Source organism: Flavobacterium xizangense (assembly GCF_054075145.1).
Genome location: NZ_JBSIPG010000008.1, coordinates 150,321 through 175,302, shown reverse-complemented (window position 1 = coordinate 175,302; position 24,982 = coordinate 150,321). Strand labels below are relative to the sequence as shown.

Genomic DNA, 24,982 nt, shown 5'->3' with positions numbered 1-24,982 from the left:
TAACTTTATAAAAGTCTTTTTATTATGGTAGGAATTTATCCTCAATATGGGATGAATTCCCCTTTTTTTGCTTGTTGTTTTTTAAGCAAAAAAAAGGAGATAAAAATCTCCAAATATGCTTGTTGTTCTAATTAACTATTCAGTAATTTTTTGATTCAATGTCTTACGATCAATTTTTAAAATTTTTGCAGCTTTTGATTTATTGTTGTTAACTGAATTTAATACTTTCAAAACATGTTCCTTTTCAAATTCCTTTAATGATTTTAAAAAATCGATTTGTGATGGAATATGATATTTTAAATGATCTGGAACGTTTTGAAGTGTTATTGTATCATCACTCATAATAATCATCCGCTGAATTATATTTTCGAGTTCTCTTACATTGCCTGGCCAGGAATAGCGTACTAACAAATTAGAAACTTTATCATCCATTGTTAATTCCGGTTTATTATATTCGACACTATATTTTTTTAAAAAACTGTTTGCCAATAGTAGTATATCCTCTGTTTTTTCACGCAAAGGTGTTGTTTGAATATTCACAACGTTTATGCGATAATATAAATCTTCCCGAAAAGTGCCTTTTGCAACCATTTCGCTTAAGTTGTTATTTGTAGCACAAATTATTCGAACATTTATTTTTTGGCTATTTGTACTCCCAATACGAGTAATTTCTTTTTCTTGAATTACTCTTAAAAGTCTGGTTTGAACGGTCATTGGAGCATTTCCAATTTCGTCTAAAAAAATAGTTCCTCCAGATGCTGCTTGAAATAAGCCAATTTTTGATTCAGAAGCGCCGGTAAAGGAGCCTTTAACATATCCAAATAATTCAGATTCTAATAAATTTTCTGGAAGCCCTCCGCAATTAATGACTATAAAAGGCATTTTTGCTAATGTACCCTGATAGTGAATCGCTTTGGCAATAAGTTCTTTGCCTGTGCCGCTTTCGCCTTCTATTAAAACATTCGCCTTATTATTTTGTACTCGTTTAATTATATCGATTAGATTTTTGAATTGTGAAGAGCGTCCAATTATTCCGGCATAGTTTTCTTGTTCTGTATTCAAAAAATAGTCATCAGCTATTTTTGCATTTTTTTCAAGAGAACTTTTAATAGCATTGGAAAGTTCATCTGAAGTAAAAGGTTTTATAATATAATCTAATGCACCTGATTTTATCGCATTTACAGCATTTTCAACCGAAGACATTCCGCTCACGACTAATTTTGCTGTATTTGGAAAGTGTTCTTCAGTATATTTTAGTAATTCTATGCCGTTTATTTCAGGCATATTTAAATCTGTAATTAATAAATCGATAGAATGGTTTTTTAGGACTCCAATTGCTTCATTGACTGAAGAAGCTTTGTAAGTAGAATAATTTAGTGCCTTTACAGTACGCTGAAAAAGATTCAGCATTTCGTAATTATCATCTACAATAAGTATATTTCTTTTTTTGAAATTCATTTGGATATTAGCTGATAGGTAAACGTATTATAAAAATTGTGCCTGCTGGAGTATTGTCCATTACGGTTATTTCACCATTATGATTTTTTACAATTCCATGAACAACACTAAGGCCCAAACCAGATCCGTTTTTTGAAGTTTTTGTTGTAAAAAATGGATCGAAAATTTTTTGCTTTATTTCTTTAGGTATTCCATGGCCTTGATCTGCTATTTTTATGAAAATATTTTCAGCATCATTTTCGATAATGGTTTTAATGGTGCTCTTTTCTGGAGAAGCGTGAATGGCATTAATTAATAAATTAAAAAGAAGCTGTGTTATTTGAACGGCATCCACTTTTGCTTCTGAAATTGTATTATTGAAATGCAACTCGCTTTTTATTTCCTTTTTCTGAAAATTTTGTTTTAGAATCGATAAAGTGAAAGTTACAATAGGATTGATTTCTTGATTTTTTGACAGATGAGGCATTTCACAGGAAAAAAACATTAATTTCTTTACAATTTCACGTGTATAAACTACTGAGTTAATAATTGTGGAAATATCTGAATCGATTTCGGGATTATTATTTGTGATTTTAATCAATTCAGCATAACCTAAAATATTTCCCAGTGGATTGTTAAGCTCATGTGCAATTCCGGATATCGTTTCACTGAGAATAGTCAAGCGATCAATATGTTCAAGTGTTGTTCTTAATGAAGCTTCCTTTTCCAAAATCTGGAATTTTTCAATATAAGCCCCAATTTCGTGAGATGCCATATCCAGAAGTTTTTGTTCATCAGAAAGAAAATGATTTTGTTTATATTTCTCCGATGGATAATGAACTTTTATAAAACCTGGTTTTGTATCGGGAAGTTTGATAAAACTGACCTGAAATATACTGTTTTCTGGAACTTCAGTTGTTGTTAGATGATAATTTCCAAGTCGTATCTCGACAATAGCATCTTCACTGAATTGCCACGCTTTTTTGATGCTGTTAATTGCTTTTATTAGAACTTTTTCTTCAAATAAATTCGATTTCGAAATTGTTTTAGAAATTTCATATAGACAAGTTAATTCCTTGATTCTTTCTTTGAGTTTTTTTTCGATTTTTTCAGCTTTCATTTTAAAGGAAATTAGCTATTAATATGTTTAAATGCGGCCAAAAGTAAATAAAAAATAAAGAAAAAAATATAAAGATTTGTTATAGTTAACTATTTGAAAATAAAATAAATAGAATGTTTTTTTTATGTCTTAATCTATTGTTTTTATGTCTTATTTAAGTCATTTTTAAAACGTCTTTTTTGTATAAAAAGACGAGTATTTTAAATTAATTGATTAGAACTTGTTGTAAGGAGTTTTTGTAGCTTTTTTATTAAAAGGAAAAGATGTCTTATTTTAATATATTCATGACTTAATAGCTTTGCTAAGCAATCACTGTTAGAGTAATTTTGTATGTTCATTTCAAATGAACAAAGCAAAAAAATCTAAAAAAAAATTGATCTTAATATGAGTGATTCTCATTTTTCTCTGGAATTCGAATTAAATGTCACTGAAATACGAAAGCTAAATAAAATGTATTTTAAAAATTTATGGGAAGGAAGAATTCGAATCCTTTCAGGAATGATTTTAATCGTTGTCATTTTTTTTGACTTTTTTTATTTACACAATAGCAGTGATTATGTTACATGGATTATTAGAAACCTAATCTTTATAATACTCTTTTTTCTGTTGCAGTATTCGTTTGTAAATACTATCTGCAGTCTTATTTTTCAACTGATCAAAAGGCTTCTGAAGTTCGATAAATTTATTTCGAAATATAAATTAAATTTCACCAGTTCCGTTATACATATTCATTCACCTTTGGGGGAAATAAGTCATAAATGGAGCCAAATTGAAAAAGCGATTTTGACCAAAGACTTTTTTCTTCTCTACGTAAAAGAGAGAAATGGATATATAATTTCAATATCTAACAAATGTGCTAAAAACAGGAATATGAAAGAGTTGATTGCCTTTGTTGAAGATAGAGTGACACCTATTACTAAAATTTGTTGAAAAAGTATTTTGATTTTAAAACTCGGACTCTTTGCTTATTTATTGCCTTTAAACTTATTTGACAAATAATGATAGGTATAAGCTTTTCGATGTTTTAAAAACAAAATCGTATGTAAAAAAGAATAACAATAAATTTAATGAAAACAATTTTTTTTGATACTAGAAGTTACTTTATTGACAAAAAAAGAAAAAAATCTCGTAATCAAATTAGGATTTATAATGATAGACGCGAATGCATTGGCTTTATTACAAAAGGAAAGCCCATTGCACATAAAAATAAAGGCTTGAGCATTTTTTTGGTTGTATTTGAACTACGAAATGCAAATGGAGTTTTGAAAGTATCCTTATCACGCTGCTGGCATGTTTTCTATTCAAAAATTGTTATCAAAGATGCCGATGGGAAGAAAGTAGGAAGCATTGAGCAACGGTTTTCTTTTTTTAAGCGCAATCTAAAAATATTAAATGCCGCTGATGAAGTTATAGCATTAATATATGGTAATAAAAAGGGTTTGTGTTTTACTATCGCTAATAGTAGTAAAAATGAAATTGGAAAAATAACGCGTAGAGATGATTCAATTAGATCAAGTGGTAAATATGATATAATAATCGATGAAATTGTTACCAGTTTTGAAGATAAAATTGTCATTTTATCTAGTGCTCTTGCTATTAATATGGTTTTTTAGATAATTCTTATAAAATCATGAAAACAATGTTTTATCATATTATTGATATAAAGCTTATAATGATTGTTTTTTGTCTTATAGTGTAAACAATCATAATTTCCTGTGTTTAACTTTGCTGAGTTATATTAAGTGATTGATTATTAATGTTATAAAACATTGTTTTAATGACTTTTTAAATTTAAATAATAAAAAAATCTTATTGCATTATGAAGAGGGAAAAAGTTTTAGTACGTGATAATAAGGGCATCTTTTTAAAAATGTTTAAAAAAAGATTCAAAGATGAGTTCGATTTTCTAGAACAATCTTTTTTGTTTAATAGCGAAAAAGACACAATTCAATTTGATCGTTCAATATTCGTTGTTTATGAAAAAAACGAATTATTAGAATTCTTAAAGATGGATAAGAAAGGGCGAAATATTTTGGTTTGCCTGTTTAATAAACAGCTATACAGTAGTTTATCTTTTTTAGATGAAGTTAGTAGTTTAATTGTTTTGGATAATACAAAAACAAGACCTGAAATAATAAGTGAACTAAAACGACATCTTACAGACAATTCAAAATTTAAAAATCAAAGTAAGGATGAGAACCTTTTAAACAGTTCTATTTTTCAAACTCAATTTAATAACTTTTATAAAGGATTGTTTTTTTTAATGTGATAAAAAAATATAAAAATTATATTAATTCATTTTTTTTAAGCAGGATATAGGTTGCTCAATATCCTGCTTTCTTATTTTCAAATGAATGGAATGTTATTCTTTTTTTAAAGTATTGATTTCTTCTACAGAAATTTTTATAACTGTTCCATGACGTGTTCCTGTTGGAAAAATTACTTGTTGTGAAATATCTTCCCAGCCTTTTGAAGTTTTCTTAACAGCTCCGTATTTTTTTTGCGTATATTTATCAAAATAAACAATCCAATTGTTGTCTATTTTTACTGCGGTGGGGCCTTCAGCCCAATAATCACCAGTAATAGCCTTGCTTGCTGGACTATATGGACCAGTCAAATTTTTGCTAAATGCAATTTTGATATTTTTCTGAACTGGGTTTCGTGTTTCATCTTTTAAATACATAACAAATTGCTGACCTTGCTTTACAATTGTAGCATCAATTACATTAAAACCAGGTTCGTATAGTAATTTCGTTTTTGCAAATTTTTTAAAATCCTTGGTTGTGGTATAATAAATTCGATGGTTATAACCTTTTTCTTCTTCCGATTTTGTTTCTAAAAATTTTCCGTCAATCGTAGAAGCCCAATAAATCATATAAATTTTTGATTTTTCGTCATACGTAATTTCCGGTGCCCAGGTATTTCTAGCTTTTTCTTCGTGAGTCATTACTGGAATAAATTCTTGTTTTGACCAATGAATTAAATCTTTTGAAGAAGCGTATCCAATGCCTTTATCAGTCCAGCTAACCGTCCAGACCATATGATATAATCCATCTCCACCTTTAATGACGCATGGATCTCGCATTAATTTGTCTTTTCCAACTTCTGGCGTTAAAAATGAAGTGTCGTTTTTTAAAGCAGTCCATTTATAGCCATCTTCGCTATAAGCTAAATGTAGTCCGTCTTCACCATTTCCTTTAAAATAGCTAAATACATAACCATCTGGTTTTAAAGTGTAATTGTTTGCTGTTAGCCATTTTTCGCAGTCTTTTGGCCAGTTTGCATTTGTTCCTTTTACGCCTAATCCAAAACCGTGACCTCCGTTTTCATATAAATGCATTTCTGACAGAACTTTTTCTTTTTTTAATGCCAGATAATAATTGATACTGTTTTCAACCGGAACTGCTTTGTCATCTGTTGCATGAACTAAAAATGTTTTTGGAGTTTCAGTAGTTATTTTTTTTTCATTTGAATATTTGTCAGCTAATTCACTGGAGGCATTTTTACCTAGCAAATTGTCTTTAGAACCTTGATGCGTTACGCCTTCCTGCATAGAAATTACAGGATAAATTAAAATCGAAAAATTTGGTTTAGCACTAGTTGTGTCTGAAGGCATATAAACTTTGTCGTTATAATGTGTTGACAAAGTAGAAGCCAAGTGTCCTCCGGCAGAAAAGCCCATAATGCCAATTTTATTCGGATTCAGTTTCCATTTTAAAGCATTTCTTCTAACAAGTCTTACTGCTTCTTGCGCATCTTGAAGTGGAGCAACGGTTTTGTTTTTCATTATTAAATCGCTTGGCAGTCTGTATTTCAAGACAAAAGCATTTATTCCTAAACTATTAAACCATTCGGCAACTTTAAAGCCTTCTTTGTTGATGGCAAGCATTCCATAACCGCCTCCGGGACAAATTACAACAGATGTTCCATTTGATTTTTCTGGATCTGCTAAATAAACCGTAAGTGTCGGCAACGTTACTTTTCGAACTCCTTCTGAAAGTTCGTTTTTGTGATCTACTTCTTCAGAATATTCTTTTGAGATAATCTCGTCTGGAATTTTATCCCATAATGGAATTTCTTTTTTCTGCGAAAGCACTGGAATTGTAAGTGATAAAGAAACAAAAAGCAATGTTGCTTTTAAACGATTTAAGTTATTTGATTTTTTCATAAAATTCTATTTCGACAATGCGTAATTGCCCGGTCGCATCAACCGATGTTTTATCTTTATATAAATCTAATTCTTTTGTTGGATCTACTTCGATAATTTTTGAAAATATGTCTTTTTCGGTATTAGCACCAATTAATTCAATTGTAATTTTTTCAGCTAAAACTGGTTCTAGTGGAATAGTAATGTAACCCAAGCTTTGACTAGTATTTCCTTTGAATACTTCTTTTCCGTCAGCTAAAATTCGGATCGAATAAATTTTAGTTCTCCAGCCTGTAAATTTTATAACAGCTTCATTTACAATTGAAGGTTTTGAAAGCGTATAAGTTATAGATCCTGTAGCAATGTTTCCATCATTTCTCCATTCCGTTAATTCATTGTCGTCATAACTTTTGTATGTATCATTGTTATTTGAAGGAGAAACGGCATTTAAGATATTTACCGGAATTCTTTTTTGTGTATAAGAAGACGTTTTTGGAGTTGGTCCACGTTCTAAATTGGAAAGAAGATTTTTTCCAGGCAATTCTTGTGAAAGGCCATTTACAGAATTCACATCTTTAGTTTCAAACGATAATTCGGCCGATTTTAAACCATTGGATTGCGCGGAAATAGTTATTTTTCCGGCTTTATCAAAAGACTGAATTAAAACTCGATTAATGCCATTTTCAACCGGAATTACTTTAGAAAGAATATAATTTTTTGGGCCTTGAGCAATACCGCCAAGCCAAGTTGCAGGCCCGTTTAAAGAAAACGAAATCATATTATTACTGACTGGACACTGATTTCCATTTTTATCAACTACTTCAACTTCAATTAAAGCAGTATCTGCACCGTCGGCAAGCATTGCTTGTGGTTGTGCATATAATTTTAATTTGATTTGAGATGGTTCTCCCGCAGTTCTTTTTTCGTCTTGACTAAAAACACTTCCATTTTCATCGTAACCAACCGTCTTTATTGTACCCGATTTCCAAGCAATATTTTCGAAAGTAAATAAAAATTCACTACTTCTTTTTCCAAAACCTTGCGAAATTCCGTTCACAAAAAGTTCGACTTTTGGTGCTGTAGAAACGACGTAAATATTTTTAACAGTATTTTCAGCATAGTTCCAATGTCCCATTATATGCGTTCGTTGTTTTTCGACATCGACCCATCCGTCCCACATAACTTGATGGGCCCAGTAACCATCTTTAGGAATACGCATGGCGTCAACTTCACCGCTTGTTCTGTAATTCGACTCGCCACGATGATGTGTATTAGAATCAGAAAAAATAATATTTACACCACCAGAATTTACACGTTTTCCTGTTCCGGGTCTTTCTCTGTAATAATCGTACCAGCGTACAATATTTTCGATAGCATGACGATCTTGATTATGATTGTAATCTGTGGCAGGATTTCCTCTGTATAATGGTCCGTCTCCTTCTTTATGAAATGGAGGTGAAAATTCATCCCAATATTTACGCATGCCTTCGTCTCGTGAATATTCGGTTGCCCATAATGGTTTTTGTGCACTTTTGTTGATATACAGCATTTCCCCGCCATATTCAGCTTCTTGGCTGTCCAGCATTTCGCGCGAGCCAATTGCTCGCCCACCAAAAGGATCATAAGTATCTCTCAGGCTTTTCATTTCATGCATATGCGCTTCGCTGATGGATTCGTTGCCACTTTCGTAGAAAATAATACTTGGATTATTTCTGTTGTAAATAATAGCGTCACGCATCAAATTTACACGCTGTTTCCAGGTATCGCCCTGTGCATCTTTTTCGGCGTCACCTGCTGGCATCGCTTGCAATAACCCAACTCGGTCACATGATTCTATATCTTGTTTCCAAGGCGTGACATGCATCCAGCGTACTAAATTTCCGTTGCCTTCTACAATTAATTTATTGCTGAAATCACTCATCCAAGCAGGAACTGACATACCAATTGCAGGCCATTCGTTGCTGGTTCTTTGTGCATAACCTTTTACTTGTAAAACTCTGTCATTAAGCCAAAATTGTCCTTCAGCGAAAGCTGTTTTTCTGAAACCGGTTTTAGTTGCAACTTCATCAACAATTTTTCCGTCAATTTTTAAAATGGTTTTTATGGTGTATAAATAACCATATCCCCAGCTCCAAAAATGTAAATTATTTACGAGAGAATTTGCTTTTAATATTTTAGTTTCATTCGCAGAAATTATGATTTTTTCACCAGAAAAAATAGCTACTTTTTTTGCTTCCAAATCTTCAATAATTACATCATATTCAACTGTTTTTGCAGAATCAAATTCATTTCGAATTTCGGTTTCCACATTGATGACAGCGTTTCCTTCTTGAATATTAATTTTAGAAGGATAGATATAAACTCCTGTTGTTTTTAGGTTAGAATAGAGTGGAAGTGTCTGATATAATTTGCTGGTTATATGAAGAAAAACATTTTTTGGAATACCGCCGTAATTTGCATTAAAGTTGATGTTATTCCACTGATAAGCCGCTCCAGTTGCCTGTTCTTTGTATTTCCAGTCATTGTCAATTCGCAGAGCAACAATATTTTCTTGTGGAAAAGGTTTAACTAAATCTGAAATATCAAAACCAAAAGCCATTACGCCGTTTTCATGCATTCCAACTTTTTGACCGTTGATGTAAATGGTTCCAGCTTGTCGAATTCCTTCAAACTCCAGAAATATTTTCTGGTTTTTGATTCCTTTTGGAAGTTTAAACTTTTTTCGATACCAGACAATCCCTGTGGTAAGATGTTCAATGTCTTTTTCAAAAGCTTCTTCCTGATTGTATGCATGCGGAAGTGTGACTTTTTTCCACGAACTATCATTAAAACCAAAAGACTCTGCATTTTTAGAGTCTCCGGTTTTTAGTTTCCAATCTGAATTGAAGTTGTATTTTTCTCTCTTAAATTCCTGAGAAAATATCGAGGTTTTAAAAAGAATTAAAACAAGAAATAAGAGCGTTTTTTTCATTATTTCATTTTATAAATTTCTGAACCTGCAAGTAAAAAACAACCTAAACCGTAATCTTCAAAATCAGGAAATTTATCATATGAAAGTGGCTGACCGTCCTTAGGTTCTTTTCCTGTTGATTGTAAAAAACCTAAAGCACCATTTGTATGCAAACTTTCTTTTATCATTGCATCCCAAGCTTTTTGAACAACTGGTAAGTAAGTTTCTTTTTTCAAAATACCACTGTTGATTCCGTATGCCATTCCGTAAACGAATAAAGCAGTTCCAGAAGTTTCTTTTTCACCAAAATTTGTTGGGTCATGTAAACTTACATTCCAGAATCCGTCAGCTCTCTGAATTGGAACTAATGCTGCTGCCATTGCTTTTAAATCTTTTACATATTGCTCTCTGTGCGGTGCATTTTCAGGAATAATGGTAAGTACTTTTGCTAATGCACCAATAACCCATCCATTTCCGCGGCTCCAGTAACAATCTTCTCCGTTTGGTTCTTTATACGGAGGATCAAAATCAGCATCACGCCACCATAAACCATCTTTTGGGTTGAATAATCCATTATCTCCATGTTTGTTTCTTGAGTACATGTACATTTGGTACATTTTTTCGAAATAACGATTGTCTTTTTCCAAAACCCCTAATTTGGCAAAAACTGGCATTCCCATTTGAATGGCATCAATCCAGGACCAATCGTCTAATTGAGGCGTATTTAAAAGCATATTGATGTTTGCTTTTGTATTTTTTAGTTTCTTAGCATCTGGCTCTAAATTGTACAAGTCGATGTAAGTCTGCGCCGCACAGTAATTATCTGCATTACGAGTTGTGTTGCCTCCATTGAATCCCCATTTGTGAAATTCTGACCAAGAATAAGCATAATCATAATAAGCTTCTTTTGGAAAAATTTCATGAAGCGCCATTAATCCTTCATAATAAACACCACGTGTCCAAATATTGCTTGGACGTTCTTTGTTTGTGATAATTGTTTTGCCCGTTTCGGGCCATTTTTGCATAAAATAATCATTAGCCAAAATCATTTGTTTTAGAACTAATTTTTTATCAAATGGCTGTTGCGCGTTTATCGTACACGTATACAAAAAGCATATTGAGAAGAATAAAGATAATTTTTTCATTTTTTGTATTCTTAGTTAATAGTTAGTTTAGCTGTTTTAATGGCGTGATTGTGATTGGCCCTAAAAGTCCTGATGGCATTGGAGCCCATTTTGTAGCATCGAATTTTTTATAATCTTTGTCGACCATATTAATTTCATAGAAAATTTTCCATTCTTCGCCTTTTAATTCTTTGTCTCGGATTCGGTTTGCAGAAAGATTCGTAACCTGAATTTTTAAGATATTTTTTCCGGGTTTTAATTTCCCGATGTTTAATTGATAAGGCACAGACCAAGCAGTGCCAATGAATTCATCATTTAACCAAACTTTTGCGCTTTCGCGGACATCTCCCAAGTTCAAACTCCAATTTTCAATTTTGGCATTTGGATTATTAAACTCTAATGTGTAAGTTGCTGATCCTGAAAAAGCTTCGGCTTCAGGACTTAATTTTGTCCAAGATTCTAAATTTGAAATAGTAGCACTTGGAGGTAATTGTGGTCCGCCTTTATCAAAGTTGATTTTCCAGTTTCCTTTTAACGGAATTGCATCTGCAGTTCCTTCATAATAATTCCATTTTTTCTGCGAAGCTGTATTTTCAGTCTTTAAAAAATAAGATTCTCCCGGAGCAATTTTAATTTTCACCAATGTTGTATTGGCCGATTTTTGTACAATGGCATTTCCAAATTCTCGCGTAAGCGGATTTAAAATAACGACCTCTTTATTTCCAGCCTGAATTGGGATAAATCCATCAATTGTTTTAGTGGTATGATTAACTAAATAATATATTTTTTCACCATCTACATTTCTTCTTGTAAATTTTAAACCTGTATTTACAAGCGTTTCAGGATAGATTTGAGCGTTTTCTAAAGTTTTTAAAACATCTGAAGTTGGTTTTACCAATTCATTGTTTACAGTTAAAAGAGTTTGAAGTTGTTTTTCCTGATTTTTAAAATCATTAAAACCGGGAACAGATTCTGGCAGGCTTTCAAAAATAATATTTGCTCCGGCTTTTTTCAATTCAATTAATTTCTGCAAAGTTACAAGGGGCATTTTTTGCGTTGGAGGAATTACTAAAGCCTTAAAATTTGTGCCATTAAGGATAATTTTTCCGTCAATTACTTTTGCATTGGCAATGAAATTATCAGAGATAAAATCTACGCCATAACCTTGATTCATTAGTTTTTTGGTAGAAGCATAGAAAGAAGTCGGATGGAGCCATTCCTGAAGTGAATGTATTTTGAATTCAAAAAATAAAGTTCCTTTTTGATATTTGTCCCAAGTATCAAAAATTGGCCAATAAAGCAGAATCTCATTATCTGATTTTCCTTGCTGCAGCATGGATTGACAGTTTGCAATATAAGAGAATAGAGAAGGAGCATCTTCCCAAATACTATTATTTGAATTGAAATTTACCGAAGCATAAAACTGCCATCCCGGCCAAGCAGCTCTGTCTGGCGAATAGGTAGAACCATGCAGAAAAATATGATTGATGCCGCTCAACATTAAATCCTCGGCTTCTGGTTTGCATTGCGATAAAGCCGCTTTGAAATGTTCACGAAGCCACGTAAAAGTTTCAGAAGAAACTAGATTTTTTCCCGAAATATGTGCTGCCGATGAAGAAAATTTTAGCATTACCGGATCTGCATCGCCTTCACGAATATCTTCTTTTTCTCTTCTGAAACCCGGAATATCAAAAGGCATTGAACCAAAAGTTTCGCATTCAGGAATATCTGCGGCAGCGTATAAATCAATTAGATTTCCGGGAGATCCATGCGCTTGAAGTTTGGTTTTAAAGTTTTTAGAATGTGCCCATTCTGTCCATGGTTTATCGAATTTATTCAATAACAAATCACCAATTGTTTGGCGATAATCACTTCTAATTCGGTTACCAATTTCACTGTCGGTTTCATTCAATAATAAAGACAATTCTTTTTTTAAATCATAACCGCGCAGTTTTTGAAATTCTTCGAAAAATTTAGGCGTAAAATCGGTGCCATAAACTTCATAACTGTCATTAAAAATAGCTCTTATTTTGCCTTCTCGACCTTTAAAAGCATTATTAAACGGAACTACATATGCATCTAATGCTTCTTGAGAATAATGGTCTAAAGTAAAACCACTTCCGCCAGGTGCCGCTCTTTTTACTTGTTGTCCTGTTTTTCCGCTAAAGACAGCGTAAAGAGTATAATCTGTTTTTTTTGCTTTCCATTTTAATTTATTTGGTTCAGTTTGGTTCGGAATTTCAACAGCTTTTCCGTCAATAGCTTTGTCCTTTATTTTGGTTTGATTTTTTTTAAGCTGATTGGTCAAATTGATATACGAGCCATCATTTCCATAAGCTACTACATATAATAATTCAGTAGGATTTTTTTCTTTTTTGTTTTCAACAGTAATATTTCGGTCAAATGTTTCGTCTTTTTTTAGCGGATATTTTTCAATAATCAGTTTTGTTGCGGCATTGGCAACCGTCACATGCGATCCTCCATAAGGCCATCCTGTTCCTAAAACCATATCAACTTGCATGTGTAGACTGTCTGCCACATGAATGGTATAGTCGAGCATTTCCATCCATTTTGGCGATAGATAATCAATGAAATTAGCTTCTTCACCTTTTACACCATATATAGGAGTAATTTCTACACCGCCAATTCCTGCATTATGAAAATCTAAGAGTCTTTTTTTTAAGTTTGGCTTATCTACAGCACTTCCCATCCACCACCAGCGCGCCCAAGGCTGATTTATATTTGTAGATTGTGGCCAAGGCGAATTTGCTTCCTGAGCCGATGCACTTAAAATCCAACAGAAAGAAAAGATGATAAGACAATTTGATGTGGTTATTTTCATTGGTTATGGTTCAATAGTTTTATAAAGCGGTTACTAATTTACTTACTTCATATAAGTATACAGATATATAATAGTAACTTTTTGATGGTTGTAATAAGGTAAAAGTAGTAGCAGAAACTCAATTTGCTATCCTGTAGCGTCCTGTTTTCTATCATTTTATTAAAAATCAAAAGAGTAGTAATTTGTCATATTTTTTTCTCAATTCATATTTTTGGGTTAGAATAACTATGAATTACAAAAAAAATATTAAAGAAAATTTCGGATAATTTATTTGTGGATTACACACTTATTCGCCCTTGTAAATCAGGTAGTTGAATATTTTTTGAGTTAATAAAAACATAAAATTAATTATAAGAACCTGAAAGTTAACAGGATACTACAGGATGCTGTGCCACCTGCTTCTAAATAAATTTGGATAAACTAATTAATTAACCAAATTTAACTTTTATGAAAAACAAATTTAGTCTTTTGCTGATTTTGGTCATGTTTGCGCTGTTGCAGACAGCAGGTTATGCGCAGAACAAAGTGGTTAAAGGTACAATCACTGATGCGGCAGGTCTGCCAATACCAGGGGCAAATGTACTTATTAAAGGAACAAAACAGGGAACAAGTACTGATTTTGATGGTAAATACTCAATAAGCGCAAATACAGGGCAAGTATTAGTGTATTCGTCTACTGGTTCAAAATCTGTTGAAAGAACAGTTAGTACTTCTTCAGAAATTAATGTAAAACTTGTTGAAGAAGTATCTCAACTTAATGAGATTGTAGTTGTTGGTTATGGAACTGCGAAAAAATCAGACGTAACAGGATCAGTTTCAACTATAAATGCACAGCAATTAATGAACAGACCTGTTTCAAGTGCAACTGAAGCACTACAGGGTAAAATTGCCGGAGTTGATATTACTACAAACGAGCGTCCGGGATCTCTTGGTACTGTACGTATTCGTGGTAATAGATCTTTGACAGCAAGTAATGATCCTTTATATGTTGTTGATGGCGTGCCGTTAATGTCTGCATCTGCAATTGAAACCTTAAATCCAAGAGATATTGAATCGATGGATATTCTTAAAGATGCTTCAGCAACAGCTATTTACGGATCACGTGGAGCAAATGGAGTTATCATTGTAACAACTAAACAAGGAAAATCAGGTAGATTTACTTTAAATTATGCTGGTACAGTAACTACTTCTGATATTGTTGACAGATCACCATCAATGAGCGCAGCTGATTTTATTACTTTCAGACGCTGGGCAGCTTACAATCTTGATCCAGCCAAATATGCTAATCCAGCGACTCCAACTCTTGCAAACGATAAATTGATTTTTGACAGTGCATTAGATGGCCAAACTTCGAGAGACAATGTATTAAGAGGATGGGCAAGTGGTACTTGGGATGCTTCTAAAGTAATTAACACTAATTGGACTGATTATGTAACGCAGACGGGAGTTAGTACAGAGCACGTTATTAGTGCTAGTGGAGGTTCTGAAAAAGTAAATACTTATGGTTCTGTAGGTTATTTAGATAATGAAGGAACTCAGAAAGGGCAGTGGTACAAACGTTATACGGCAAAATTAACTTCAAATATTACTCCGGTGGATTGGTTTAAAATGACTGCATCTTTCAATGTTTCATGGAGCGAGCAGGATTATGGGATGTCAACTTTAAGTGCAAGAAGCGGAACATCTCCAGACGCAATTTATGGTGCAGCTAAACAAATTTATAACATTGCTGTTCCTTATGATGCAAACGGTAATTTAATCATTAACCCGGGTGGAGAATCAGGTGTTTACACTATTATGAATGAGTGGGATAAAAGTACACAACAATCGCAAACATTGCGAGTTTTGGCTAATTTCTCTGCTAATTTAGATTTTGGTAAAATGTCAAAATCATTAGAAGGACTTACTTATAAATTAAATTTTGGCCCTGATTTCCGTCATTGGAGAGAAGGTGCTTATATCGATGGAACATCATCATTAAAAATTAACGCAAATGGTAGTGCAGGTACTAATTTTGCCCGTCTTCAAAACCGTCGTGATTTTTCTTGGACTATTGATAATATCATTAACTACGACCGTACATTTGCTGCTAAGCATAAAGTTGGTTTAACTTTATTACAAACAGCATCATCTTGGAATATCGAAAATTCTTCTATGAGTGCTAATAATATTCCAAAACCTTCTTTTTTATGGAATGCAATGGGGTCAGTAGATGCTACAAATGCTGCTAATAATGCTCGTATGAGTTCTGGTCTTACAGAACGCGCAATTAGTTCTTATATGGCACGTGCGAATTATGGTTATGACAATCGTTATTTGTTAACAGTGTCAGGACGTTGGGATGGAGTTACGCAATTATCTGAAGGACATAAATGGGATTTCTTCCCTTCTGCGGCATTGGCTTGGCGTCTTAATAACGAAGAATTCTTGAAAAATGTTGATTGGATTAAAAACTTAAAACTTCGTTTAGGGGTTGGTACTTCTGGAAACTCTTCAGTTAATCCTTACGGAACTTTAGGTAATATTAGCCAAATATTCCTTCCTTTTAATGGTCAGAGTAATGCTATTGGTTTTACTACAAACGAGCCTTACTATACAGATACTCAAACAGGAATGCCTAATAAAAACTTAGGTTGGGAGAAAACAACTCAATACAATCTTGGTGTTGATTTTAGTTTCTTAAACAACAGAATCAGTGGTACTATTGATGCTTATAAATCTAATACTAAAGACTTATTATTAAGAGTAGATATACCACCAGTATCAGGTTATCCATATATTGTTTCGAATATTGGTGAAACGAAAAATCATGGAGTTGAGGTCACGCTTAATCTTATTCCGATCCAAACTGCTACAGGATTTACATGGGAAACAAATTTAAATGGTGCATGGCAAAAAGATGAAATTGTAAGTTTGGCAAATGGTGCACAAGACATGGTAAGTAACTCATGGTTTATTGGACAGTCTATCGCTGTTCGTTACGGATATGATAATAATGGTCTTTGGCAAAATACTCCAGAAGATGTTGCTGAAATGGCTAAATGGAATGCTAACGGTTATAAATTTACGCCAGGTAACGTGAGACCTAAAGATCAAAATGGTGATTACAAAATGGATGGTACTGATCGTGTAGTTATAGGTAACAGCAATCCTTATTATACAATGGGATGGAACAACAACTTTACTTATAAAGGATTTGATTTAGGAATAAATCTTTACGGTCGTGCAGGTTATACTGCTTCATTAGGAGGAGAAGCTTTAACGGCTCATGCTAATCAACGTGAAACTGATTACTGGACTCCAGACAATACAGATGCTGAATTCCAAAAACCAATTTTGGGTCAGGCAACTTCAGGTTCAGCAGATCCTTTTTCTGGACTTCTTGGTTTCCAAAAAGCATCTTTCGTAAAAATTCGTAATATTTCTTTGGGTTATAATTTGTCTAAAGACGTTGCAAATAAAGTTGGATTGGCAAACATGAAATTTTATGTTCAGGCTGTAAATCCGGGAAGTATTTATCAATCTTTAGACTGGTATGATTTTGACACGGAGAGAACGTATTACAACCGCAGTTTTGTTATGGGGGTTGAAGTTGGGTTTTGATGAATTGTGGCGAATTGAAGTATAACAATAAAAGTAAAAAAATGAATAATATAAAAAATATAGGAATCGGTCTTTTATTAATGGCAGGGGTGTTTTTTACTTCGTGTTCGAAAGACTTTCTGGACGAAGAACAAACAAATGCATATTCGACCGCTTATTTTGATACACCTGAAGGTCTTCAGGCACTAACAGTATCTCTTTATGGTAATATTCGCTGGCATTTTGGGTTTGAATGGTCATATGGAAATACGTTGTATGGTACAGATGAGTTTACCAATGCAAATGACCTTACTAACGAAATGTGGAATACATACGATAATCGTTTTGGACCAGTAGGTGCATCAGCTTCAACAGGAGCGGCAAATGGAAATGCAACTAACCCAAATGCGCTTTGGGATGAAATGTATTATGGTATTGCATCTTGTAATACTATCATTGCAAAAGCAGAAAAAGTAATTTCAGATGTAAAAATCAGAAACCGTTGTTTAGCTCATGCTTATTTCTTAAGAGGATATAACTATTATAGACTTGTTGCACAATACGGAGGTGTTGTTCTTCAAACTACACCTATTGAAGGAGTTGTTCGTAACTATGAGCGTGCTTCAGAAGAAAAATGTTGGGAACAAGTAATTTCTGATTTCCGTCAGGCTTATAGTCTTTTTGAAGGTGAAGTTTTTACTTATGGAAAAGGAGTTACCTGGACAAAAGCAACTGCTGCACACTTTTTAGCAAAAGCGTTATTGTTTCGTGCTTCAGAGCGTAATGATGCTTGGAATGCTTCTTACAAAGATGCGGATCTTAAGGAAGCAATCAATGCTTGTTCATATGCAATTACAGCGCGTGGACCATTGACACCTAATTATAGTGATTTATATGCAAACTGGACGGGAATTGACTGTCCGAATGAGCAGCTTAATGAAATTTTGATGGCTGCTGGTCATAATGGTGATGCTTCTACAGTTGGTCGTTTTGGAAACCGTACATATAGCTATTTCGCTCCACAATTTTCTAGTTTTTCTGGAGGATGGGTAAAACGTGGTGTTTGGATTGGAAGTATGGATTTTCAGCGTTGCCGTCCTACAGAATATACTTACGGAGTGTTTGATCACGTAAACGATGCTCGTATGTGGAAAACGTTTAGAACTGTTTACGGTGCTAATACTGTAATCGCGCCTAATCCTTCTGGAGTTAAAATTGGAGATCCTGCAATTGTTATGATTTTAAATACTAAAAATGACAATACTTACGATGGTGCTAAATTTGGTGCGAGCGTTCAGGCTCCAACTTGGACAGATGCAGCAGGTCGTTTGCCAGAATGGAATACAAGACAAACACCTACAAGTGGATCTTTGACAGCTAAAAAAGGACAATATGTACCTAACTCTTCGGTATTGTACCAAAACGGAACTTACGTTGCTCCAACTTTCAAAAATCAGCCAATTTGTAACTTCTTCGCAGGTATCAATAAAACTGAAGATGGTTCACGTACTGCTGAAAGAGGTGATGCTCACCGTGATGTAATTATGGCTCGTCTTGCTGAAACGTATTTAATACGTGCAGAATGTTATGTTCGTCTTAGTCAATATGGAAATGCTATGCAGGATATTAACGTAGTAAGAGCTAGAGCACAATGGAAAGCGGGAGAAAATAGATCTTATTATAATGATGGTTCTCAGGCGTTTAAAGTAAATCCTTTAAATACAGGAAGTTCAGCTACAAACTTTACGGCTTCAAATTTAGATATGAATACATATTATTTATCTAATCCAACAATACCTGTTACAACAGCAGCATCTGATTTGACATTGAAATCTTTCCCTAATAATTTGCCAGCTGAAGATGAAGCGGTTATGGCTAAAGTTGGGGCTTCAACAGATAAAGAACGTGCTATAAACTTTATTCTTAACGAGTCTACTCGTGAGCTTTTAGGAGAATGGCAACGTTGGGAAACTCTTTCTCGTACTGGAATGCTTATCAAGCGTGCAAAAGCGTTTAATGCTGAAGCAGCTCCTAATATTAAAGTTGGGAAACATGAACTTCGTCCTATTCCTCAAACATTTATTGATGGATTGTTAAACGATGATGGTTCTAACTTATCAGCAGCACAAAAAGCAGCTTGGCAGAATCCAGGTTACAATTAAACTTTTTAAATTTTTGTTTTTGAAAACCGTCTCATTTTTGAGACGGTTTTTTTTTTTGGTTTAGACGAAAATGAGATTGACAGATTACTATTAAAAAACTGGCTGGAAATTATTTTCAAGTAAAAAATACAATCGATTACATTTTATGTTTTATTTTATCATAAATTTCGCATATTTGCTTTTTATTCAATAAAAATTTTTGAATAAAATTATGGTATGTGAAAAAAAAATATTGTTTAATTCGCATATTCGTATTTAGAAGTTTTTTCCTTAATTCCCTTTGAAAATCAATGGTTTGAAGGATTTTATGGTTAAAAAAATCTTAAATTGAACTTGTAAAACTCTGTAAATTAGAACGGTACTAAATTACTTTACAGGACACTACAGGACAGTACGAAATTAACTTCTAAATAAATTTGAGTAACTAATTAATTAACCAAATTTAACTTTTATGAAAAACAAATTGAATGTGCTGTTGCTGATAGCCATGATTGCATTATTCCATGCATCTGGTTACGCGCAGAACAAAGTAGTCAAAGGCACTATTAAAGACGCTGCAGGATTGCCAATTCCGGGTGTCAATGTACTCATCAAAGGAAGCCAGAATGGAGTGAGTACTGACTTGGATGGTAGTTACTCTATTAATGCTGCTTCTGGAAATGTTCTTGTTTACAGCTTTATTGGCTTTAAAAAACAAGAAATTACGGTAGGAGCTGCAACGGTTTACAATGTTGTACTAAAAGAAGAAGACAATTCTCTTGAAGAGGTAGTCGTAGTAGGTTACGGTACAAAAAAGAAAAAGGATCTTACCGGATCAATCGTGAGTGTAAATGCCGAAGAAATTGCTTCAAGACCAGTAGTTAATGCCGTACAGGCTATGCAGGGAAAAGCTGCGGGTGTTGATGTTTCGTCAAATGAACGTCCAGGAAGTGTGGGAAATATTACCATTCGTGGAGCTCGTTCAATTTCTGCTTCAAATGCACCGCTTTATGTAGTGGATGGTATTCCTTTAAATTCAAGATTGGTTACTGATGCTTCAACAGGAAAAATTAGTGTTGATGCCAATTCTGGAGGTATCGATTTCTTAAATCCAACTGATATTGAAACAATCGACGTTTTAAAAGATGCTTCTGCAACCGCAATTTATGGTTCACGTGGTGCAAATGGTGTTATTATCGTTACAACAAAAAAAGGTAAAAACGGAAAATTTACGCTGAATTATGATACTTCTCTTGTGACAGAAACGATTCACGAAAATGCTCCAATGATGTCTGCCGGAGAATATATTGAATTCCGCCGTTGGGGAAGATATTACTCTAATCCATCTGCTTTTCCTAAAGGAGATGCGCCAAATATCGAAAATGATAAATTGATTTTCTTAGCTTCTGCAGATCCTTCTGCATGGGCAAATATTGAAAAAGGTTGGAGAGATGCCAATGGAAATCTTACTACAACATGGGATGGTTCTAAAGTTGCTACTACAGACTGGACAAAATTTGTGACTCGTACAGGAATTACGCAACAGCATACTATTGGTGTTAGTGGTGGAACTGAAAAAATGAAAGGGTATGGTTCTTTTGGTTACTTGAATAATACAGGAACTTTATTTGGGCAAAGCTATGTGCGTTACAGCGGAACTGCCAATGTTGATATTACACCAACAAAATGGTTTTCTATGGGTGTGAGTCTTAATACAAGTTATGGTATAAATGAATACGGGCAATCAAATGTAGGTAGAACTGCTGTTACAAGTTCAACTGGAATTTATGCAACTGCCCGTACAAATCTTCCGTACGCAGTTCCTTATGACAGCAACGGAAACAGAATTGATAATCCCGGGGGAGATTCAACTATCAGGACTCCTGTTGATGAATATAAATTGTCTCAAGATCAACGTGTAACATTACGTGCTTTTGGTAGCTTGTATGCTCAGTTTGATTTGGGAGCTATTTCGTCAAAACTTGACGGATTGAAATACCGTATTAATTTTGGTCCAGACCTTACTTCTTATCGTGATGGTGTTTACTTAGATGGTAAATCAGCGATTCGTTCAGGAACTAGTTTTGCTGCGCTTACAAACGAAAAAACGATTTCATATACATTAGATAACTTGATTTTCTACAATAAAACATTTGGAAATCATACTATTGGAGGAACATTGTTAATGAGCCAGACGGAATATCATAATGAGAGCAGTTCAATGTCAGCAAATGATATTAAAAATCCTGAAAACAAATGGAATGCCTTAAATCCTGCAAATGTTACGCTTGCGGGTTATTCTTCAGGTTTGACTGATACTGGTTTATTGTCTTACATGGGAAGGGTAAATTATTCGTATGCCGATAAATATTTATTTACTGCTTCTGGACGTTTTGACGGGGCTTCGCAATTGGCTGCAGAAAACAGATGGGCATTTTTCCCAAGTGCTTCGGCTGCATGGGTCTTAAACAAAGAAAAATTCTTAGAAAATGTTTCCTGGGTTAACCAATTAAAAATGAGAGTTGGTTATGGAGTTACCGGAAATGCTGCTGTTCCTGCATATGCAACGCAGCCGCCATTAGTTGGTATTGTTTACCCTAACGGATCTGGTGTTGTAAATAATACTTCTTTAGGAAATGTTGATTTAGGCTGGGAGCAAACTGCTCAGTTTAACTACGGTATTGATTTCGCATTGTTTGGTAATAGAGTTTCTGGTGCCTTGGATTATTTTACAAGTAGAACTACAGATTTATTGCTAAAAAGCAGTGTGCCAACGGTTATTGGAGTTAAAGATACTTATCAAAACGTTGGAGAAACGGAAGGGAAAGGTGTTGAACTTACTTTGACTACTGTAAACGTTACAAGTAAAGATTTTGAATGGACAACTAATATTAGTGCTTCATACCAGCAAAATAAAATTGTATCACTTCAAAACGGAAAATTCGACGATATTAACAATAATTTATTTATTGGAGATTCTCAAAACGTAATTTATGGTTTCGAATCAAACGGAATTTGGAAACCTGAAGATGCAGCCGAAATGGCAAAATTCAATGCTGCAGCAGGTTCAAATATTTTCTCTTTTGGTAATGCAAGACCTGTAGATCAAAACGGAGACTATAAAATTGATGCAAACAATGACCGCGTAATTATTGGTTCAAAAGATCCAAAATATATCGTGGGTATGACAAATACTTTCAGCTACAAAAATTTTGAATTATCTTTCTTTGTATATGGACGTATGGGATATTTATATGACACCTTAGGTGAAAACGAAGGAGCAAAAGGAAGCCAGAGATCAATTAATTATTATACTGATAATAATACAAATTCAGAATATCAAAAGCCTATTTATTCAGCAGGAACAGGAGATCCATATTATCCAATTTTAGGATATCGTAATGGTTCATTTTTGAAAATGCGAAATATTTCTTTAGGATATCGTTTTGATAAAGAATTAGTACAGAGCCTTGGACTTTCTAAATTGAGATTATATTGCCAGGCAACAAATCCGGGCATGATTTTCACAAAAGTAAAATGGACTGATTTGGATACGCAGACTACGGCTTCAAACAGAGGTATAACTTTAGGGTTAAATGTAGAATTCTAAATAATTAAAAAATATCATTATGAAAAATTATAAAAAACTATATATCAACTTGATGCTTGTTGCAGCACTGACTTTAGGAAGTTCTTGCAGCAAAGATTTTCTTGACGAAGAGTTGACAACGGCATACAGTTCAGATTATTATAAGACAGAAGCTGGAATTCAGGCTTTGGCAGTCGGAACGTATTATCAAGTATTTGCGGCAGAATTTCAAGGAGAAGTACCGCTTACCGCAACAGAATCTGGAACTGATGAATTTCACGCCGGAGGTGACCCTTCAAACTGGATTTGGAATTCGTATTCTTCTGGATTTAAGGCTTTTGTAACAGTTTCGAATGCGAATACTGTTGCGGCAAATACACACTGGGATAACTTATATATCGGAATTGGGAATGCCAATACATTAATTGAGTCGGCTACAAACATTGTTTCATCAAATGATGCCATCAAAAAAACGGCTTTAGGTGAAGGTTACTTTTTAAGAGCTTTTAGTTATCTGCAATTAGTAAGTCAATATGGCGCTGTTCCTTTAAAATTAAAAACAAGTTCTACGGTCGAATTAGAATTTACAAGAGCTTCACCGCAGGAAGTTTTAAATCAGGTAATTGCTGATTTTACCCAAGCTTATAATTTGCTAGGAAATGCTGGAGCTCCGGCAAAAATCACTAAAGATGCTGCGGCTCATTATTTGGCAAAAGCTTATTTGACTCGCGCGAGCGAAATTAATGACAGTTGGAATGGGCCTACAAAAACAGCCGATTTACAACAAGTGGTTGCTTTGTCTGATGAGGTAATTTCCCGCCACCCATTAGCAGCGAATTATGATAATTTATGGTCATACACAACTGCTGACGGTGCTAACGAAAAACTTCCAGAATTAATTTTATCTGCACAGTTCAATGCCAGTACATTAACAACTGGTGGAAATCAGCAGCATTTATATTTCCTTTCTACTTACGACCAATTGCCCCAAATGAAGCGTAACCTTGCCGGCGGAAGACCTTTTAGCCGTTTGGCCCCAACTTATTTTGTATATGATGCTTTTGATCATGTAAATGATTCTCGTTTCTGGAAAAGTTTCCAAACAAAAAGTATTGTCAATAATGCATCTGGAGCTGTTTATAAAAATGGTGATTTAGGAATTATGTATATTGTCAATACAGCTGCAGACACACGTTTTGCAAAAACTAAAAATACGGATGCGATCATTTATCCAAAAACAGGAAAAACAATTCCGAGTGTTTATGTAGCTTATGCAGCTGATAAAGTGGGATTAATGGCCGATGTAAGATTTCCTTCTTTAAGTAAGTATATGGACGGAAACAGAATCGATTTGAGTAATATAAAAGGATCGCGTGATATTACATTGGCTCGTTCTGGAGAAACTTACTTAATGGCTGCCGAAGCAAAAATTCGTTTGGCAAAAGCTGGTGGCGCAACATATGCTGATGCGTTGCCTTATATCAATACGGTTCGTGCTCGTGCTGCATACAAAGCAGGTGAAAATCGTGCTGCTTACGCGGATGGTTCAGCGGCATATACAACGACAGGTCAGGCAGGAATTCCAATTTCTTATATTCCTGAAAACTCGTATTATGAGTCAAATAATATTGCAGTTGCAACAACTGCAACAAACTTAGCAATTAATAGTATTACTGCATTACCAGCTGAAGATATGGCTGTAATTGCAAAATTAGGATACGGAACTGATTATGACAGAATGTTGTGTTTAGTCCTTAATGAACGCACTAGAGAATTGTGTGGAGAATTTCACCGTTGGGAAGATTTAAGCCGTACTAAAACATTAGTTGCCAGAGCAAAAGCGTATAATATTGAAGCGGCTGCAAATATTCAGGAATATCATAACCTGCGTCCAATTCCACAGACTTTTCTTGACGGAGTTTATGCAAGCGGAAAACCTTTGACTGCAGAACAAAAAGCCGCTATGCAGAATCCAGGGTATTAATATCAAACTTATTTTTTGGTTTTTTATGTTAGGAACCGTCTCAGTTTTTGAGGCGGTTTTTTTTAT

The 24,982-nt window shown here is 34.1% G+C and carries 13 protein-coding genes; 7 read left to right on the top strand and 6 right to left on the bottom strand.

What is annotated here, in order from left to right; genetic code table 11:
• Positions 1–135: 135 nt before the first annotated feature.
• Together ACWA1B_RS17300 and ACWA1B_RS17295 are read right to left on the bottom strand one after the other, a co-directional pair.
• Positions 136–1,458, bottom strand: a complete 1,323-nt coding sequence (locus ACWA1B_RS17300) for a sigma-54-dependent transcriptional regulator (RefSeq protein ID WP_456909034.1) — start codon at positions 1,456–1,458, stop codon at positions 136–138.
• A 7-nt stretch (positions 1,459–1,465) separates the two neighbouring features.
• Positions 1,466–2,557: a sensor histidine kinase gene (locus ACWA1B_RS17295; RefSeq protein WP_456909032.1), complete on the bottom strand. Its 1,092-nt coding sequence runs from the start codon at positions 2,555–2,557 to the stop codon at positions 1,466–1,468.
• A gap of 384 nt (positions 2,558–2,941) precedes the next feature.
• On the opposite strand from ACWA1B_RS17295, the gene ACWA1B_RS17290 reads away from it, so the two are divergent.
• The 3 genes from ACWA1B_RS17290 (at position 2,942) to ACWA1B_RS17280 (ending at position 4,826) form a co-directional block, all read left to right on the top strand.
• A complete protein-coding gene (locus ACWA1B_RS17290; protein WP_456909030.1) occupies positions 2,942–3,487 on the top strand; it encodes a YcxB family protein in 546 nt (181 codons plus the stop codon).
• Positions 3,488–3,624: 137 nt separating this feature from the next.
• Entirely contained in the window at positions 3,625–4,170 is a 546-nt protein-coding gene (locus ACWA1B_RS17285; RefSeq protein WP_456909028.1) for an LURP-one-related/scramblase family protein, read from the top strand.
• A gap of 206 nt (positions 4,171–4,376) precedes the next feature.
• Positions 4,377–4,826 (top strand): hypothetical protein, encoded by a 450-nt coding sequence (locus ACWA1B_RS17280; protein ID WP_456909026.1) that lies wholly within the window; start codon positions 4,377–4,379, stop codon positions 4,824–4,826.
• Between the two features lie 93 nt (positions 4,827–4,919).
• On the opposite strand, the gene ACWA1B_RS17275 is transcribed toward ACWA1B_RS17280, so the two are convergent.
• The 4 genes from ACWA1B_RS17275 to ACWA1B_RS17260 are packed head-to-tail and all read right to left on the bottom strand — an operon-like array spanning position 4,920 to position 13,620.
• A complete protein-coding gene (locus ACWA1B_RS17275; RefSeq protein ID WP_456909024.1) occupies positions 4,920–6,725 on the bottom strand; it encodes a prolyl oligopeptidase family serine peptidase in 1,806 nt (601 codons plus the stop codon).
• Positions 6,709–9,675 carry a glycoside hydrolase family 2 protein gene (locus ACWA1B_RS17270; RefSeq protein ID WP_456909022.1) on the bottom strand — a complete coding sequence of 989 codons (2,967 nt, stop codon included), beginning with the start codon at positions 9,673–9,675 and terminating at the stop codon, positions 6,709–6,711. The genes ACWA1B_RS17275 and ACWA1B_RS17270 overlap by 17 nt, the downstream gene beginning before the upstream one ends.
• Entirely contained in the window at positions 9,675–10,799 is a 1,125-nt protein-coding gene (locus tag ACWA1B_RS17265) for a glycoside hydrolase family 88/105 protein (protein WP_456909020.1), read from the bottom strand. Before ACWA1B_RS17265 ends, ACWA1B_RS17270 begins: the two co-directional genes overlap by 1 nt.
• Positions 10,800–10,821: 22 nt before the next feature.
• Complete coding sequence (locus ACWA1B_RS17260; RefSeq protein WP_456909018.1) at positions 10,822–13,620, bottom strand: glycosyl hydrolase; 2,799 nt, start codon at positions 13,618–13,620, stop codon at positions 10,822–10,824.
• Between the two features lie 447 nt (positions 13,621–14,067).
• Between ACWA1B_RS17260 and ACWA1B_RS17255 the strand changes: the two genes are divergently transcribed.
• From ACWA1B_RS17255 to ACWA1B_RS17240, 4 genes are all read left to right on the top strand, one after another.
• The gene (locus ACWA1B_RS17255; RefSeq protein WP_456909016.1) at positions 14,068–17,223 is read left to right on the top strand and encodes a SusC/RagA family TonB-linked outer membrane protein; all 3,156 of its coding nucleotides are present in this window, start codon (positions 14,068–14,070) and stop codon (positions 17,221–17,223) included.
• A gap of 41 nt (positions 17,224–17,264) precedes the next feature.
• Positions 17,265–19,364, top strand: a complete 2,100-nt coding sequence (locus ACWA1B_RS17250; RefSeq protein WP_456909014.1) for a RagB/SusD family nutrient uptake outer membrane protein — start codon at positions 17,265–17,267, stop codon at positions 19,362–19,364.
• A 451-nt stretch (positions 19,365–19,815) separates the two neighbouring features.
• Positions 19,816–22,953: a SusC/RagA family TonB-linked outer membrane protein gene (locus ACWA1B_RS17245; protein ID WP_456909012.1), complete on the top strand. Its 3,138-nt coding sequence runs from the start codon at positions 19,816–19,818 to the stop codon at positions 22,951–22,953.
• 19 nt (positions 22,954–22,972) lie between these two features.
• Entirely contained in the window at positions 22,973–24,916 is a 1,944-nt protein-coding gene (locus ACWA1B_RS17240) for a RagB/SusD family nutrient uptake outer membrane protein (RefSeq protein ID WP_456909010.1), read from the top strand.
• The last annotated feature ends 66 nt before the right edge of the window (positions 24,917–24,982 follow it).